The organism is Virgisporangium aurantiacum (genome assembly GCF_016863635.1).
GTDB classification, from domain to species: Bacteria; Actinomycetota; Actinomycetes; order Mycobacteriales; family Micromonosporaceae; genus Virgisporangium; species Virgisporangium aurantiacum.
The window spans coordinates 70,546-86,063 of sequence record NZ_BOPG01000017.1 but is presented as its reverse complement, the minus strand read 5'-3'; the positions used below and the strand labels follow the sequence as shown (position 1 = coordinate 86,063).

The 15,518-nt window shown below is 72.0% G+C and carries 14 protein-coding genes; 5 read left to right on the top strand and 9 right to left on the bottom strand.

Annotated elements, in window-relative coordinates; translation table 11 throughout:
* Window positions 1-30 precede the first annotated feature (30 nt).
* Entirely contained in the window at window positions 31-2,544 is a 2,514-nt protein-coding gene (locus Vau01_RS14355; protein ID WP_203992092.1) for an AbfB domain-containing protein, read from the top strand.
* A 62-nt stretch (window positions 2,545-2,606) separates the two neighbouring features.
* A complete protein-coding gene (locus Vau01_RS14350) occupies window positions 2,607-3,299 on the top strand; it encodes a tetratricopeptide repeat protein (RefSeq protein ID WP_203992090.1) in 693 nt (230 codons plus the stop codon).
* 34 nt (window positions 3,300-3,333) lie between these two features.
* Here the strand turns inward: Vau01_RS14350 and Vau01_RS14345 are convergent, their stop codons facing one another.
* Window positions 3,334-4,248, bottom strand: a complete 915-nt coding sequence (locus tag Vau01_RS14345; protein WP_203992287.1) for an NAD-dependent epimerase/dehydratase family protein — start codon at window positions 4,246-4,248, stop codon at window positions 3,334-3,336.
* 145 nt (window positions 4,249-4,393) lie between these two features.
* Here Vau01_RS14345 and Vau01_RS14340 point away from each other — a divergent pair, with 145 nt between their 5' ends.
* Window positions 4,394-5,113 carry a TetR/AcrR family transcriptional regulator gene (locus tag Vau01_RS14340; RefSeq protein ID WP_373320240.1) on the top strand — a complete coding sequence of 240 codons (720 nt, stop codon included), beginning with the start codon at window positions 4,394-4,396 and terminating at the stop codon, window positions 5,111-5,113.
* Here the strand turns inward: Vau01_RS14340 and Vau01_RS14335 are convergent.
* From Vau01_RS14335 to Vau01_RS14305, 7 genes are all read right to left on the bottom strand, one after another.
* Window positions 5,098-6,435 (bottom strand): sensor histidine kinase, encoded by a 1,338-nt coding sequence (locus Vau01_RS14335; RefSeq protein WP_203992086.1) that lies wholly within the window; start codon window positions 6,433-6,435, stop codon window positions 5,098-5,100. The genes Vau01_RS14340 and Vau01_RS14335 overlap by 16 nt on opposite strands.
* Window positions 6,432-7,109 (bottom strand): response regulator transcription factor, encoded by a 678-nt coding sequence (locus Vau01_RS14330; RefSeq protein WP_203992084.1) that lies wholly within the window; start codon window positions 7,107-7,109, stop codon window positions 6,432-6,434. The genes Vau01_RS14335 and Vau01_RS14330 overlap by 4 nt, the downstream gene beginning before the upstream one ends.
* Window positions 7,110-7,119: 10 nt before the next feature.
* Window positions 7,120-7,323, bottom strand: coding sequence for a hypothetical protein (locus Vau01_RS14325; protein WP_203992081.1), 204 nt, complete (start codon window positions 7,321-7,323; stop codon window positions 7,120-7,122).
* Window positions 7,320-7,694 carry a hypothetical protein gene (locus tag Vau01_RS14320; RefSeq protein ID WP_203992079.1) on the bottom strand — a complete coding sequence of 125 codons (375 nt, stop codon included), beginning with the start codon at window positions 7,692-7,694 and terminating at the stop codon, window positions 7,320-7,322. Before Vau01_RS14320 ends, Vau01_RS14325 begins: the two co-directional genes overlap by 4 nt.
* Before the next feature lie 62 nt (window positions 7,695-7,756).
* Entirely contained in the window at window positions 7,757-8,185 is a 429-nt protein-coding gene (locus Vau01_RS14315) for a cupin domain-containing protein (protein WP_203992077.1), read from the bottom strand.
* On the bottom strand, window positions 8,182-8,952 hold the full coding sequence (locus Vau01_RS14310; RefSeq protein WP_203992075.1) for a DinB family protein: 771 nt from the start codon (window positions 8,950-8,952) through the stop codon (window positions 8,182-8,184). The genes Vau01_RS14315 and Vau01_RS14310 overlap by 4 nt, the downstream gene beginning before the upstream one ends.
* Window positions 8,952-9,101, bottom strand: coding sequence for a hypothetical protein (locus Vau01_RS14305; RefSeq protein WP_203992073.1), 150 nt, complete (start codon window positions 9,099-9,101; stop codon window positions 8,952-8,954). The genes Vau01_RS14310 and Vau01_RS14305 overlap by 1 nt, the downstream gene beginning before the upstream one ends.
* 236 nt (window positions 9,102-9,337) lie before the next feature.
* Between Vau01_RS14305 and Vau01_RS14300 the strand changes: the two genes are divergently transcribed.
* Window positions 9,338-11,371 (top strand): hybrid sensor histidine kinase/response regulator, encoded by a 2,034-nt coding sequence (locus Vau01_RS14300; protein ID WP_203992071.1) that lies wholly within the window; start codon window positions 9,338-9,340, stop codon window positions 11,369-11,371.
* A complete protein-coding gene (locus tag Vau01_RS14295) occupies window positions 11,368-14,076 on the top strand; it encodes a PAS domain-containing hybrid sensor histidine kinase/response regulator (protein WP_203992069.1) in 2,709 nt (902 codons plus the stop codon). Before Vau01_RS14300 ends, Vau01_RS14295 begins: the two co-directional genes overlap by 4 nt.
* Here Vau01_RS14295 and pdxR read toward each other — a convergent pair.
* Entirely contained in the window at window positions 14,048-15,487 is a 1,440-nt protein-coding gene (gene pdxR, locus Vau01_RS14290; RefSeq protein ID WP_239151574.1) for a MocR-like pyridoxine biosynthesis transcription factor PdxR, read from the bottom strand. The two genes, Vau01_RS14295 and pdxR, sit on opposite strands and share 29 nt — an antisense overlap.
* Between the last annotated feature and the right edge of the window lie 31 nt (window positions 15,488-15,518).

Sequence of the window (15,518 nt, the reverse complement as noted above, 5' to 3'; positions counted from 1 at the left end):
CCGCCCACCGCCTACCCTCACGGAGGCGAAATGTCCCCCATATCCGCGTTGCGGCTCGTGGCCGTGTTGCGGCTCATAGCCGCGTTGCGGCGGCCGCTCCGCGCCTTTCCGCGGCGGCCGCTCCGCGCCTTTCCGCGGCGGCCGCTCCGCGCCTTTCCGCGGCAACCGCTCTTCGCTTTCTCGCGGCGACCGCTCCTCGCCTTCTCGCGGCGGCCGCTCCTCGCCGCTGTGGCGCTGCTCGCCGTCTCGGCGGCCGGTGCGCTCGTCGCGTCCGCGCCGGCGCAGGCCGTGCCGGCCAAGACCCCGCCGCTGACCACCCCCTGGACGGCGCAGGCGCTCAACGGCACGCCGCTGCCCGAGTACCCGCGTCCGCAGATGACCCGTCCCGACTGGCAGAACCTCAACGGCGAGTGGCAACTGCGCCAGTCGGCCACCGACGACGCGCCGCAGTTCGGCGTCACCCTCCCCGAGCGCATCAACGTGCCGTTCGCCGTCGAGTCGGCGCTGTCGGGCGTGATGCGGTCGCCCAACGACAATCGTCACTACCTGTTCTACCGCCGGACGTTCACCGTGCCGTCGTCGTGGGCGGGCCGGCGCGTGCAGCTGAACTTCGGCGCCGTCGACTGGCAGACCACCGTGTACGTCAACGGGGTGAGCGTCGGCTCGCACACCGGCGGCTACGACGCGTTCAGCTTCGACGTCACGCCGCGGCTGAACGGTGGCACCAACGAGATCGTCATCAAGGTCTACGACCCCACCGACAGCCGCCAGAACGGGACGCTGCCGCTGATCGGCAAGCAGACCAAGACGCCCAGCGGCATCTTCTACACGGCGGTCTCCGGCATCTGGCAGACGGTGTGGCTGGAGCCGACGCCGGCGTCGTCGATCAGCAGCGTCGACCTGTACCCGAACCTGTCGAACAACACGTTGCGGGTACGGGTGTTCACGCGCGGGGACGTCACCGGGCACTCCGTGCTCGCCGAGGCGCTCAACGGGTCCACCGTGGTCGGTGCGGCCACCGGTGGCTTCACCGAGTTCTCCGTTCCGGTTCCCAACGCCCGCCGCTGGACGCCCGACGACCCGTTCCTCTACAACCTCCGCGTGACGCTCCGGAACTCCGGTGGGGCCCAGGCCGACCAGACCATGCACTACTTCGGGATGCGGACGATCACCACCGGCATGGTGAACGGCAAGCTGCGTCCGCTCCTCAATGGACAGTTCGTGTTCCAGACCGGGACGCTCGACCAGGGCTACTGGCCCGATGGCCTGTACACCGCACCCACCGACGCGGCGCTGGCCTTCGATCTGCAGAAGCACAAGGATCTCGGCTTCAACATGGTGCGCAAGCACATCAAGGTGGAGCCGCAGCGCTGGTTCTACCACGCCGACCGGCTCGGAGTCCTGGTGTGGCAGGACATCCCGTCGTTCACCGCGCAGGACATCAACGCCACCGACGCGCAGCAGGCGCAGTTCGAGGCGGAGGCCCGCGAGATCGTCAACGAGCACCGCGGTTCGCCGGCGGTGGTCGCGTACACGACCTACAACGAGGGCTGGGGCGAGCGGGCGCTGGCCGACACCCAGCGCGTCGGGCAGATGGTGAAGAACCTCGACCCTTCGCGATTGGTGAACGTCCACAGTGGATACAACTGCTGCCAGTCGCTGGGCAACCCCGGCAACGGCGACATCGACGACTGGCACATGTACCTCGGGCCGGCCTCGCCGCTGCCGTCGGCGTCGCGCATCGCGGTGCTCGGTGAGTACGGCGGCCTCGGCCTGCAGACGCCCGGGCACCAGTACAGCCCGAACGGCCAGTGGTTCGCGTACGAGTGGCAGGCCAACTCGACGGCGATGACCGACCGGTACGTCGGCCTCGTGAACGGCGTCCGGAACCTCATGGTGGGCAAGGGACTGAGCGCGTCGATCTACACCGAGATCACCGACCTGGAAGGGGAGCTGAACGGGTTCCTGACCTACGACCGTCAGGTCGTGAAGTTCGACCAGGCCCGGGTGCGGGCCGCGAACCAGGCGCTGATCGCGGCGTCCCGGAACCTGCCGGCGCTGTCGCCGGTGGGGCTACCGGTGAACGGCCGGGTCTCGTTCCAGGTGACGACGCCCGGATACACCGACCGGTACCTGCGGCACATGAACAGCCTCGCGTACACGGAGGTCGTCAACGCGTCGAGCGCCGCGACGCTCAAGGCCGACGCGACGTACACCGTGCGGCCGGGCCTCGCGGACGCGTCGTGCTACTCGTTCGAGTCGGTGAACTTCCCCGGCCAGTTCCTCCGGCACGCCAACTCGCGGGTGCAGAACTCGGTGAACGACGGCTCGGCACTGCTCCGCGCCGACGCGACGTGGTGCGCCCGCACCGGCCTCACCGGCAGCGGTGTGTCGTTGGAGTCGTGGAACTTCCGCGGCTCGTTCCTGCGTCACTACAGTGCCGAGGTCTGGATGACCGACGGCGCGGGCGGTACGGCGTACAGCAACCCCGCACCGTGGCTCGACGACAGCACGTGGCAGATCGCGGCGCCCTGGGCACCGTGACCTGAACGATCGGGCGGCGGCGGCACGGGTGTGCCGCCGCCAGCGCGATACGCTGCGGATCCATGACACTGGATCGCGGCATCGAGGCGATGACCGAGGCGGCGTTCCGCACGGGCGACTTCTCCGTCGCGGAAGAGCTTCTCGGTGACGCGCTGAGCGCCGCACCGGGCCCGGCGGCCGAAGCCGCGGCGCTGCACCAACTCGGCTGGCTGATGCACTGGCGGGCGCTCGAGTCCATCGTGGACGGTCAGGTGCGCGAGTCCGACCCGGACGCCGAGGAGGCATTGTTCCAGCGGGCGCTCGACCTGCGGCGCGGGCTCGACGACCGGGCCGGCGTCGCGGCGTCGCTGTTCGGTGTCGGGCTGGTGCGGCAGGTGCTGCGACGCGACCCGCGCGGCGCCATCGGATTGTTCCGCGAGGCGCTCCCGCTGGCCGAGGAGCACGGCGACCTCATCACGCGATCGGAGATCCACCGGCACATCGGGTTCTACCACCTCGTCGAGGAGAAGCGGTACGACGAGGCGCTGCGGTACCTGCGGATCTCGCTAGAACTGCGGGAACGGCACGGCGATCCGCGGTGGATCCCCAGCGGCACGCTCGCGATCGGGCAGGCGCTGCTGATGGCCGGCCGTCCGGCCGAAGCGGCGGCGACGTTGCGGATCGCGCTCGACCAGAGCCGGTCGGCGGGCCTGCGCCCCCACCGGATCGCCCAGGCGGAGGACTGGCTGAGCCGCGCCGCGGCCGCGACCGCCTGATCCCGGGCGGTCGCGGTCGCGCTGTTCCCGGCGCTCATGCGGCGACGGGTTCCCGGATCGTCGCGGCCAGGGCCTCGTCGAGACCGGTGGGACGCAGGCCGAACACGGCCTCGGTCTCCGACGAGTCGAGGATGAACGGCCGGTCGAACTGGTAGCTCATCTCGCGCATCTCCTTCGCGAACGCGTTGAACCAGCCGCTCGCGTACATCACCGGACCCGGGATGCCGCGCACCGTCGGCTCCGCGAAGCCGCCGACCCGCGCGGTCCGGCGGACCAGTTCGCGCATGGTGACCGGCGCGGTCGACGGCACGTGCCAGGCCCGGCCCCAGGCGCGCTCGTCGCGGCCGAGGGCGATCAGCGCGCGGGCGACGTCGCCGGTGTAGGTGAACGTGTGCGGCATGTCGAGCGGGCCCGGCAACCAGGCCGTGCGGCCGGCCTTGAGCGCGGGGATGACGAACTCCAGCGCCGAGTGCTTCGGGCTGATGAAGTCGGACGCGCGCACCTCGGTGACGCCGGAGATCCGGCCGGCGCGGTAAGCCGCCAGCGCGTCCTCCCACAGCTTCACCCGCACCCGGCCCTTGACGGTGGGCGCGGCGAGCGGCATGTCCGGCGTCATCGGCCGGTCGACCGGCCCGTAGACGTACAGGTTGCCGGTGATGACCAGCGGGGCGCCGCTGCTCTCGGCCGCGGCCAGCATCGACGCGGCGAGCGGCGGCCAGTCGGTCGGCCAGGTGTTGTACGGCGGGTTGGCGCAGTTGTAGATCGCCACGGCGCCCTCGCTGAGGCGGCTGAGCGCCGCCGCGTCGCCGGCGTCGGCCGAGACCCGCTCGATGTTCGGGTGGTCCGGGCCCGACCCGCTGCGCGTGACGATCCGGACCTTCTCGCCCGCCTCGGCGAGCTGGACGGCGGTGGTGGATCCGATGACCCCGGCTCCGACGATGACGTGCATGGCGTCCTCCTTGGTGTTCTCCTGCACGGTGTTCTCCGGCCAAATGAGAGCACTGCTCTCTGTTGAGAACAACGCTCTCGCATTGCCGGAGAATTGTCAAGAGCAGTGCTCTCGCTTTGCGCTGACCTGTGCAACCATGGCTGCCATGAGCGGAATCCGGGCCCGGGCCCGTGCACAGACGACCGACGAGATCAAGACGATCGCGCGGCGTCACCTGGCCACCGACGGCGCGAACCTGTCGCTGCGCGCGGTCGCCCGCGACCTCGGCGTGGTGTCGTCGGCGATCTACCGCTACTTCGCCAGCCGCGACGACCTGCTGACCGCGCTGATCCTCGACGCCTACAACTCGCTCGGCTCGGCGGTGGAGGCGGCCGACCGGGGCGTGGTCGAGGCCGCGGAACGGGCCGCGGCGTCGGGCGCCTTCGAGTGGGACGCGCTCAGCGCGCGCTGGATGGCCACGTGCCACGCCGTGCGCGACTGGGCGCTGGCGGCGCCGCACGAGTACGCGCTCATCTACGGCAGCCCAGTCCCCGGTTACCGGGCTCCGCAGGACACCGTTCCGGCGGCGACCCGCGCGGTCCGCGTCCTCGGCGGGATCCTGCAGGACGCCGCGCTGCGCGGCCGGTTCGACGCCGACGCCGGGCAGCCGCTGCCCGACCCGGTGGGCGGGAACCTCGCCGAGATCACCGCCGCGCTCTGTCCCGCCGCGCCGCCCGCGGCCGTGAGCCGGGGCATGGGCGCGTGGGTGCAGCTGTTCGGCACGGTGAGCTTCGAGCTGTTCGGCCAGTTGGAGAACGCGGTCGGCGACAAGGCCGCGTTCTTCGAGCACCAGATGCGGGCGCAGGCGGATTACATCGGACTCTGAAGCAGCCGGACGGTGAACCGGCCGCCGGGCGGCGGTCCGATCTCGATCGTGCCGCCGTGCAGCGACACCTGCTGCGCGACGAGCGTCAGCCCGAGCCCGGAACCGGGGCTGCCGGGCGACTTCGTGAACCGCTGGAACACCGCGGGCCGCAGCTCGGGCGGGACGCCGGGGCCGCCGTCCTCGACCGTGAGGGTCACGCCGTCGTCGAGCGTGACCCGCACGGTCGACCTCCCGGCCCGGTCGGCGCCGTGCACCGCGGCGTTGTCGAGCAGGTTGTCCAGGACGCAGCGCAGGCCGTCGGGCCAGCCGGTCACCGGGAGGGCGGCCGGGCCGGTGGCGGTGAACGTCGCGTCGGGGTGGCGGCGGCGGGCGGCGTCGACCGCGCCGTCGACCAGTTCGGCGAGGTCGACGCGCTCGAACTGCGCCGGCGTCACCAGTTCGCCCTGCGCCAGGATCCGCAGCATCGCCAGCAGGCCGACCGCGCGCCGGTGCTCGGCGATCAGGTCGCCGAGGATCTCGGCGCGCTCGGCCGGGTCGATGTCGTCGTGCCGGTGCAACACCTCGAGATTCGTGCCGATGCCGGCGAGCGGGGTCCGCAGCTCGTGCGCGGCGGTGGCCGCGAACGACCGGGCCGCCTGCAGCGCCTGGGTGGTCAGCGCGACCTGCGCGTCGTAGCGGTCGAGGGTGCTGTCGACGACCGCGGCCACCTCGTCGATCTCGGGCACGCCGGAGTCGCCGCCGACCCGCAGCGCCGGCCGCCCGGACAGTGCCGCCAATCGGTTCTGCAGCCGTCGCAGCGGACGGGTCGCGGCCCGGCCGACGAGCCACCCGACGAGCCCGGCCACCACGACCGCCAACCCGGTGACCACGCCGACCCGTAACCGCAACCGGTCGAGTTGACGCTGCGGCTCGCCGGGCGGCGCGAACACCCACAGCCGCCCGCCCACGCCGTCGGACGAGGCGATGTTGACCGCGATCGCCCGCCACCGCTGGCCGCCGCCGACGACCGTCTGCACGCCGGTGCGCTTCGTGGGGAGCCGGTCGACCGGTGGGTGGTCGCCGACGGTCATCCATCCGCCGTTGCCGTACACGGCGATCCCGCCCGGCACGTTGAAGCCGTTCTCCGGCCGTTGCGGCGGACCGGGCCTGTTGAGCACCCGCACCGCCTGCGGTCGCACCCGCAGCGACTGGGTGCGCAGTTGCGCGTCGAGCTCGCCGACGATGTCGGACCGCGCCAGGCGCAGGAAACCCAGCCCCGCCAACAGAACCAGCACCGCGACGGTGGCCGCGCAGGCGAGCGCGAACCGGGTGGCGAGCCTCATCGGGGCCGCATGAGGAAGCCGATGCCGCGCACCGTGTGGATCAGCCGGCTCGCGCCGCCGGCCTCGGTCTTGCGCCGCAGGTAGCTGACGAACGTGTCGACGGCGTTGGTGCCGACGTCGAAGTCGTAGCCCCACACCAGTTCGAGCAGCCGGTCGCGGCTGAGCACCACGCCCTGGTTACGGGCGAGCACCTCCAGGAGGTCGAACTCGCGCCGGGTCAGGTCGAGTTCGGTGCCGTTGCGACGGGCGGTGCGCGTGTCGGCGTCCACGACGAGGTCGCCGACCCGGAGCACGCCCGTCGCCGGCGGACGCCGACGCAGCAACGCCTTCAGCCGCAGTTCCAGTTCCGCGGTGACGAACGGCTTGACCAGATAGTCGTCGGCGCCCGCCTGCAGGCCGCTGATCCGGTCGTCGGCCTCGTCGAGCGCCGACAGCATCACCACCGGTACCTCGTTGCCGTCGGCGCGCAGCCGGCGGCACACCTCGGTGCCGCTGAGGTCGGGCATCGAGACGTCGAGGACGACGACGTCGGGCCGTCCGGCGGCGATGCGGGCCAACGCGTCGCGGCCGCCCTCGGCGACGTCGGTGGTGAACCCGGCCAGTCGCAGGGCGCGCGCCAGGGAACGGCGCAGCACGGCGTCGTCGTCGACGATCAGCACCGTCCCGGACGGCATCGCACCTCCGTCAGTCGTTCCCCGTGTCGGCTTCGGCTGAGCCTACGACGCCGTCGAGGCCGTTCACGATGTCCTCGATCTCCTGCACCTCGGCCGGGTCGGGCCGAACGCTGGTCGGCGTCGCGGGAGGCGGCGTGCCCACGTCGTCGGGAAAGCGTTTTCCACAACCGGTGAGCGCGACCGCCGCGACCAGGACGACCACGACGACTCTCATTCCGTGAAGCCGTGTTCGGCGCACCACTGCTTGGCCTTCGGCAGGCCCTCCTGCTTCTTCTGCAGCACGGTGATCAGGTCCTGGCGGGCCTTGGCGCGGCTGTCGAGCGCGGTGGCGAGGTCGGTGTTGCCGTTGGCGCGGGCGTGCTCGGCCCGCTTCCTGGTGTAGGCGACCGAGCCCTTGGTGTTCTCGTCGCCCCGCAGGCGGGTGAGCACCTTGTCGGCGCGGGCCTCGATCTGGGGCAGCCGGCCGCAGACCTTGGCGCCCCGCTCGGTCGTGTCGGTGCCCGGGTCGGCCAGAGCCGGTGCCGCGAGCGCGATCGTGAGTGCGGCGGCCGTCGTGCCGAGCGCCGCCAGTGTCCGGATACGCATGCGGGCATGCTGGCAACGCCGTTTGTGAAATCTCTGTGGGCGATTTTGCGGAGCTGGCCGCGCTACCGGAGTTGGAAGTCGGCGTAGTCGAAGCCCGGCGCCACCACGCAACTGACGAGCACCGGTTCGGTGCCGGCGGGCTCCGCACTCTGCCAGGTGCCGCCCGGAACCAGGAGCTGCGGCCGGTGCCCGGCCGTCACGTCCGGGCCGAGGAGCATCCCGTGCGGTTCGCCCGGGTCGGTGCCGGCACCACCGAGGGACAACGTGAGGGGACCGCCGGAGTGCCAGAGCCACAACTCGTCCGACCGGACGACGTGCCAGCGCGACCGCTCACCGGGGTGCAGCAGGAAGTAGATGGCGGTGGCGGCGCTGCGCGGGTCCGGGTAACCGTCGGGGGTGAACGAGTGGGCCGACCGGTAGGTCTCGCGGAACCAGCCGCCCTCCGGGTGCGGTACCAGTTCGAGCGCGTCGACGAGGGGGTTGGTGGTCACGGCTGGGTAGTCTGCCGCAGCACCGCCAGATCGCGCACGGCGAACCGGTGGTGCGCCCACTCCTCGCTGAAGAGGACGTTCAGGCACTCGATCGCCGTGCGCTCGGCGGGCGGCGGAAAGCCGGGGGACGGGTTGGGCCCGCGGGTTCGGGTGAGGTCCTCGTCGGTGGCGGTCGCGAGGAATGCGCTTACCCGGTTCAGCCGGTCGGTGTGCAGGCGCACGGCGTCGTCGAAGGTCATGGTGGCTGCGGGATCGATGCCGAACGCCGGGCCGTCGGTGACGAACGACGGCGGCAGGCCGGCCGGGTGGAACGGCGCGGGCTCGCCGAGGAGGGCGTGCCCGAACCAGGCGTCGACGACGAAGACGAGGTGCCGCACCGTCTCCGTGAGCGTCCACTCGTTGTATACCGATTGTGTGGCGTAGGCGTGCGCGTCGTGCACGGTCTCCGTCCAGAGCGACGTCACCACGCGCGCCGCCTCACGGGCGCCGTCGGCCGTGGTGGGGCGCAGGAGCCGGCGCTCCGGGTGCCGGCGGTCGAGTTCGGCCGCGATCAGCGGCGCCACCTCGACCCCGTTCACGGTGAGGCCCCCGATGACGCCGTCGATCTCCACGCCGACGAGGAGGACACCCCGCAGGCGGGCGCCGGTGAGGTCGACGTCGCGGATCTCCGCGGCGGTGAGGTCGACGTCGCGGATGTCCGCGCGGGTGAGGTCGACGGCGTGGATCTCCGCGCCGGACAGGTCCTCGCCGTGGATCCGTCGCGGCATCAGTCCAGCGGCTCCACGTAGATGACGTCGTTGGTGCCGATGCCGCCGGTGCGGAAGTTCTCCAGCCAACGGCGGGCGTTCTCGGCGGTGACCCGGACCAGCGTCTCGACGTGACCGGTCTCGATGTCGTAGAGCTTGATGGCGACCATTGTGATCACTCCCTGGGTGATTGTGGCTTCTACTCACACGTCGAACCACCGCGCCCGGTTACGACAGATCATGTCGAAATTTTCCCCGAACATGTCGGGCGGTAAACCGGGTGCGGCCGAGGTGCGCCCGGGGTGCCGTGCGGTCGGCCCGAAGAGCAATTTGGCCGGAAAAGCCGGAATCGGCGACGTGACAGCGAAGAATGTTCCCTGGGAGGACCGGCCATGGAGGAGGCGTGATGGCGACCGTCCTGGTGGTCGACGACGTAGCCAGCAACCGGGAGATCGTCGGCGCGTTGCTGGGCTACCGCGGCCACCGGGTGCTGGAGGCCGGCGCCGCGAGCGAGGCCCTCGCCCTGGCCCGCTGCGAGCACCCCGACATCATCGTCACCGACGTCCTCATGCCCGGGATGGACGGCTACGAGCTCGCCGCCGAGCTGCGCCGCGACCCGCTCACCGCCGCCACCGCGTTGATCTTCTACAGCGGCAACTACAGCACCGACGAGCTGAACTCGATCATGCTGGAGAGCGGTGCCAGCCGGGTGGTGTCCAAGGCCGACGGTCCACAGGAACTGCTGGAGGCTGTGGAGGAGGTGCTGGAGGGGACGCCGCGGAGCGGCGGGACGTCCACAGCCGGCGACATCGCCCACATCCGCCTCGTCAACACCAAGATGGTGGAGAAGATCCATGAGCTGAACGTCAGCCAGCGCCACTTCCGGTTGATGGCCGAGGCCGCGCCGGTGGGCGTCCTGCTCGTGGACACCGACGCCAACCTGACCTACTGCAACGACCGGCTGCGGGAGATCGCGCTCGCGACACCGGAGCAGTTGGGCGGACGCGGTTGGCTGCGGTGCTACCACCCCGACCAGCGCGCCGAACTGCTCGCCGCGATCCTCGACGGCCGGCACCTGCAGCAGGAGGGCATGGAACGGGTGCGCCTCGTCGGGCCGGAGGGCCAGGTGCGCTGGTTGAACACGCGGCTGCGGCTGGTCCGGGACGACCACGGCGCGCCGGCCGGCGCCGTCGGAGTCGTCGACGACGTCACCGCGACGCTCGAGGCGGAGCAGCGCGCGATCGCCGAGCGGCACCGGAAGGACGCCGACGCCCGCGCCCGCGTCAGCCAGCGGTTGGAGAGCCTGCGCCGGCTCGCCGGCGGCGTCGCCCACGACTTCAACAATCTGTTGGCCGCGATGCTGTCGTTCGGCGAGTTCGTGGAGGAGGCGCTGACCGCCCAGCTCGCCGAGGGCACGCTCGACGAGACCGCGATGCGCACGGCGCTGGCCGACATCGGTCAGGTGCTGTCGGCCGCCGACCGGGCCCGCGGCCTGTCCCGGAAGCTGCAGTTGTTCGGTAGCCGCACGGCGTTGCAGCCGACCGCCGTCGACCTCAACGCCGTCGTGGGCCCGGCCGCGGAGACGCTCGCGGCACAGGTCGCCAACGGGGTGACGGTGGACGTGCGGCTCGCGTCCGACGCGCGCGAGGCGCTGGTGGACGCGGAGCAGGTGCTCCAGGTTCTCGGCGAGCTCACCGCGAACGCCCGCGACGCGATGCCCGACGGCGGCACGCTGACCATCGAGACGGCGAATGTCGAGGGTGCCTCGGGTTCCGCCGCCGGTTCCGCCTCCGGGTCGGCCGACGCCCAGGTGCGGCTGACCGTGCGGGACACCGGCGTCGGCATGGCGGAGGACGTGCGGACGCATGCCGTGGAACCGTTCTTCACCACCAAGCCGCGCGGCAAGGGGCAGGGGCTCGGGCTGGCCGCCGCGTACGGCGTCGCCGTGCAGGTGGGCGGCGAACTCGTGATCGAGTCGGAGGCGGGCGCCGGCACCGTCGTCCACCTGATCTTGCCCGCGACGCGCCCGGCACCGGCGCCACCACCCGCACCACCGCGGGCCGACACCGGGCGTCCCGGTTGCATACTCGTCGTCGACGACGAGGAGCAGGTGCGCGAGGTGGTGGCGCGGATCCTCCGGCGGGCCGGGTACCGGGTGCTCGTGGCACCCGACGGGCCGACCGCGCTCGAGATCGCCGACCAGCACCGCGACCAGATCGACTGCCTCCTCACCGACGTGGTGATGCCGCGGATGCTGGGCAGCGAGGTGGCCCACCGGATCACCGCGCGGTACCCGGCGATCCGGGTGCTGTTCATGTCCGGCTACGCCGACCCGATGCTCGACGGGCCGAACCGCATCGCCCCCGACGTGAACATCCTGGCCAAGCCGTTCCGGGAGAACGAACTGCTCGCGGCGATCCAGGCGGCCGCCCCGGCATGACGTCGTGCGAGTGGCTCGCCGCGATCGTCGACACGCTCGCCGACGCCGTGACCAGCACCGACCTGACCGGCAGGATCATGACCTGGAACCGGGCCGCCGAGGACCTGTACGGGGTCTCCGGCGCGGAGGCGGTCGGGTCGTCGGCGATGGAGTTGCTGCCGGCCTGGGCCGACAGCATCGGCGCGATGCTGCAGGTGATCTCCCGCGGCGACACCCTGCGATTCGACGACGGTCAGCTGGTGCGGCGCGACGGGACGACGATCTCCGTCACGTTCTCCGCCACGCCGATCCGCGACGACGCCGGCCGCATCGTCGGCCAGGTGTCGGTCGCGCGGGACGTCTCCGCCCATCGCCGGGCCGAGGAGCGGTTCCGGCAACTGGTGCAGGGCGCGCCGGACGCGATGGTCATCGTGGCCGCCGACGGCACGATCGTCGAGGTGAACGAGCAGACGTCGCGGCTGTTCGGGTATCCCGCCCGTGATCTCGTGGGACAGCCGGTGGAGGTCCTCGTGCCGGAGCGGTTGCGCCTGCTGCACGTCGCGCGGCGGCAGGCGTTCCTGGGCCGGCCGACGGTGCACGGGATGGGTGTCGGGCTGGCGATCTCGGGGCGGCGCCGGGACGGGTCCGAGTTCCCGATCGAGGTCAGTCTGGCGCCGCTGGACCTGGGTCCCGACAAGCTGGTCTCCGCGTCGGTGCGTGATGTCACGGACCGCCAGCGCTCCGAGCGCGAACTGGCCCGGGCGCTCGAGGAGGCGGTGGCGGCGGCGCAACTGAAGTCGCAGTTCGTGGCGATGGTGAGCCACGAGATCCGGACGCCGATGAACGGCGTGCTCGGGCTGACCGACCTGCTGCTCGACACGCCGCTCGACCTGACCCAGCGCCGGTACGTCGAGACCATCGGCTCGTCCGGGAGAGCACTGCTCACAATCATCAACGACATCCTCGACTTCTCGAAAATGGAGTCCGGCCGGATCGAGTTGGCGTCGGCCGACCTGGATCTGTACCTGTTGCTCGAAGAGGTCGTCCTCGTCGCGGCGGAACTGGCCCGCGACAAGGACATCGTGGTGACCGGCTACTACCCGCCGGCGCTGCCGCGCGTGGTACGCGGTGACGCGGGACGGCTGCGGCAGGCGCTGCTGAACCTGGTGGGCAACGCGGTGAAGTTCACGCGCCGGGGCTCGGTGCTCGTCTCGGCCGGACCCACACCCGACGGGGCGGTGACGTTCGCGGTCACCGACACCGGAATCGGCATCGCGCCCGGTGACGTGGAACGCCTGCTGGAACCGTTCGCGCAGGGCGACGACCTGGCCGACCGGCGCTTCGGCGGCACCGGGCTGGGCCTGACGATCTGCCGGAACCTCGTCGAACTGATGGGTGGCCGGCTGCTGGTCGAGAGCGAGCCGGGGGAGGGCAGCCGGTTCTCGTTCACGGTCGCGCTTCCGCCGTCCGCCGTTGTTCCGGCCGTGTCTCCGGTGCTTCGCGGCCGGCGCATGCTCGTGGCCGACGGCAATCCGAACACGTTGCGGCTCATCGACGAACACGCCCGGTCCTGGGGAATGGAGCCGACCGCGTGCGGCGACAGCGCGACGGCGATGGAGGCGCTCCGGTCGGCGGCCGCGGCCGGGGAGCCGTTCGAGGTGGCGGTGCTCGACCAGTCCATGTTCGGCGCCGACGGGATGTCGATCGTCGACGCGGTCGCGGCGGAACGCGGGCTCGGGGTGACGCACGTGATCGTGCTGACGTCCGGGGCGTACCTGTCCGATCTGGTCGCCAAGCGGACGGGTTCGGTCGACGTGCTGGCGCGGCCGGTGCGGTTGTCGCAGTTGTTCGACAGCCTGTCCGACCGTTCCGTCACCCGGGGCCGTTACGAGGCACCGGTTTCTGCCGTCTCTTCCGACTCGCCCGTTGCCTCCGGTCCGAAGGTGCTGGTGGCCGAGGACAACGAGGTCAATCGTCTGGTGGCGGTCGGGACGCTGGCCGCCCTGGGCTACCGGTGCGACATCGCGCCCAACGGCGTCGACGCCGTGCGGTTGGCCAACGCGCACACCTACGCCGCCGTGCTCATGGACTGCCAGATGCCCGAGATGGACGGCTACGCCGCGACCGCCGAGATCCGCCGCACCGCCCGCCCCGACCGTCGGGTCCCCATCATCGCGATGACCGCCGGCGCCCTGGCCGAGGACTGCGATCGTTGCCTGGCCGCCGGCATGGACGACTTCGTGTCCAAACCCATCGACCGCGAGATCCTCCGTACCGTCCTGGAACGCTGGATCCGGTCCGACCCACCACCCGCCGAACCGGTCGGTGCTGATTCAGCACCACCGTCACCGGTGTCAGCACCGCGGCAGGACCTGCCCGCACTCCGCGAAACGGTCGCCAACCGGCTCGCGTTGCTCCGCAACCACCGGTCACCCGATCCGGCCGACCTGGCGAGCCGCGTGCTCGCCGCTTTCCAGAACGGTGTGCCGGAGCGCCTCGACGAGATGACCATCGCGCTCCGCATCGGCGACGCCGGACCGCTGCGGCAGCACTCCCACGACCTGGTCGGCATGGCCGGCCACCTGGGCGCGGAGGACCTGGCGGCGCTCGCCCTCGACCTGCAACGCGTCGCCCGCGGCGGTGACCTGTCGGCCGCCGGCGACATGCTGCCGCTGATCCGCGCCGAGTACGACCGGATCAGTCCGGTGCTCGCCGAGCTCGTCTGAAGCACGTCGCGAGCGTGCGCAGGCCGGCCGCGATCCGGTCGGTGGGTACGGCGCCGTAGCCGAGCACCAGGCCGTCCTCCTTTCGGGACGGGGCTGCGCCCGTCCGGTACGCCGACAGCGGTTCCACCGTGACGTCCGCCGCACGGGCCAGGGTCACCACGTCGCCGAGGTCGACGCCAGCGTCGGCGCGGCGCAGCGCGCACAGGTGAAGCCCCGCGGCGGAGGGGACCGGAATCATCCATTCCGACAGTTCGCCGTGCAGGGCGGCGGTGACCAGCGCGTGCCGTTCCGCGTACACGCGGCTGGCCCGGCGGACGTGCCGCGACAACTCCCCGGAGTCGATGAACCTCGCCAGCGCGGCCTGCGCCACCACGTCGCCGTGCCAGTCGGTGAGGCGGCGGGCGGTACGCAGCGCCGGGAGCAGCGACGGCGGGGCGACCGCGTAGCCGAGGCGCAGTGCGGGCAGCAGGGTCTTGGAGAACGTGCCCACGTAGACGACCCGGCCCGCGCGGTCGAGGCTCTGCAGCGGTTCCAGCGGACGGTCGGAGAAGCGGAACTCGCTGTCGTAGTCGTCCTCGATGACGGCGACGTCGCGGGTGGCCGCCCACTCCAGCAGCGCGGCCCGGCGGGCGAGCGACATCGGCGTCCCCAGCGGGAACTGGTGCGACGGCGTCACGTACACCACCCGCGCGGTCGGCGGAAGCGCGTCGACCACCAGCCCCTCGGCGTCGACCGGGACGCCGACCACCGTCGCGCGGAGCGCCCGGAACAGGTCGCGGGCCGGCGGGTACCCGGGTTCCTCGACGGCCACCGTGTCACCCGGCCCGACCAGCACCCGGCCGATCAGGTCCAGCGCCTGCTGGGCGCCCTGCGTGACCACCACGTCGTCGGCCGCCGCCCGGACCGACCGGGACACCCCGACGTAGCGGGCGATCGCCGCGCGCAGGCGGGCGTCGCCGGCCGGGTCGGCGTACCCGACGGGCAGGAGAACGGCGGCCCGGAGTTCGGCGGACACGAGCCGGCGCCACGTCGCGAGCGGGAACAGCGTGCCATCGGGACTGCCCACGGCGAAGTTCGTCGTTCCGGGAGCGGCGCTCTCGTCGGAGAGCAGCGCGTCCCAGATCGGTTGTGGACGGACCCCAGGGCGCGGCCGACGGACCCCGCCCCCCACGGCGGCCGTGCCGACGAACGTGCCCGCGCCGACGCGGGCGGTGAGGAACCCCTCGGCGGTGAGGCGTTCGTAGGCGACGGCGACCGTGTTGCGCGCGACGCCGAGGCCGGCCGCGAGGTCGCGCGTGGGTGGCAGGCGGTCGCCCGGGCGCAGGCGGCCGTCGAGGACCGCGGCCCGGATCTGCCGGTAGATGCGGGACGCGCGGTCGCCGGGGCCGGCGAGGCTGATGTGGACATCCACAATTGGCCCAATCATCTTGGGTTCGATTGGC

What these genes read in the sequence shown, in the direction of transcription:
- Vau01_RS14300 (WP_203992071.1), top strand. Translation starts at nt 9,338, where the DNA reads ATGGCGACCGTCCTGGTGGTCGACGACGTAGCCAGCAACCGGGAGATC.
- Vau01_RS14335 (WP_203992086.1), bottom strand. Translation starts at nt 6,435, where the DNA reads ATGAGGCTCGCCACCCGGTTCGCGCTCGCCTGCGCGGCCACCGTCGCG.
- Vau01_RS14305 (WP_203992073.1), bottom strand. Translation starts at nt 9,101, where the DNA reads ATGGTCGCCATCAAGCTCTACGACATCGAGACCGGTCACGTCGAGACG.
- Vau01_RS14345 (WP_203992287.1), bottom strand. Translation starts at nt 4,248, where the DNA reads ATGCACGTCATCGTCGGAGCCGGGGTCATCGGATCCACCACCGCCGTC.
- Vau01_RS14330 (WP_203992084.1), bottom strand. Translation starts at nt 7,109, where the DNA reads ATGCCGTCCGGGACGGTGCTGATCGTCGACGACGACGCCGTGCTGCGC.
- Vau01_RS14325 (WP_203992081.1), bottom strand. Translation starts at nt 7,323, where the DNA reads ATGAGAGTCGTCGTGGTCGTCCTGGTCGCGGCGGTCGCGCTCACCGGT.
- Vau01_RS14355 (WP_203992092.1), top strand. Translation starts at nt 31, where the DNA reads ATGTCCCCCATATCCGCGTTGCGGCTCGTGGCCGTGTTGCGGCTCATA.
- Vau01_RS14295 (WP_203992069.1), top strand. Translation starts at nt 11,368, where the DNA reads ATGACGTCGTGCGAGTGGCTCGCCGCGATCGTCGACACGCTCGCCGAC.
- Vau01_RS14320 (WP_203992079.1), bottom strand. Translation starts at nt 7,694, where the DNA reads ATGCGTATCCGGACACTGGCGGCGCTCGGCACGACGGCCGCCGCACTC.
- Vau01_RS14310 (WP_203992075.1), bottom strand. Translation starts at nt 8,952, where the DNA reads ATGCCGCGACGGATCCACGGCGAGGACCTGTCCGGCGCGGAGATCCAC.
- Vau01_RS14340 (WP_373320240.1), top strand. Translation starts at nt 4,394, where the DNA reads ATGAGCGGAATCCGGGCCCGGGCCCGTGCACAGACGACCGACGAGATC.
- Vau01_RS14350 (WP_203992090.1), top strand. Translation starts at nt 2,607, where the DNA reads ATGACACTGGATCGCGGCATCGAGGCGATGACCGAGGCGGCGTTCCGC.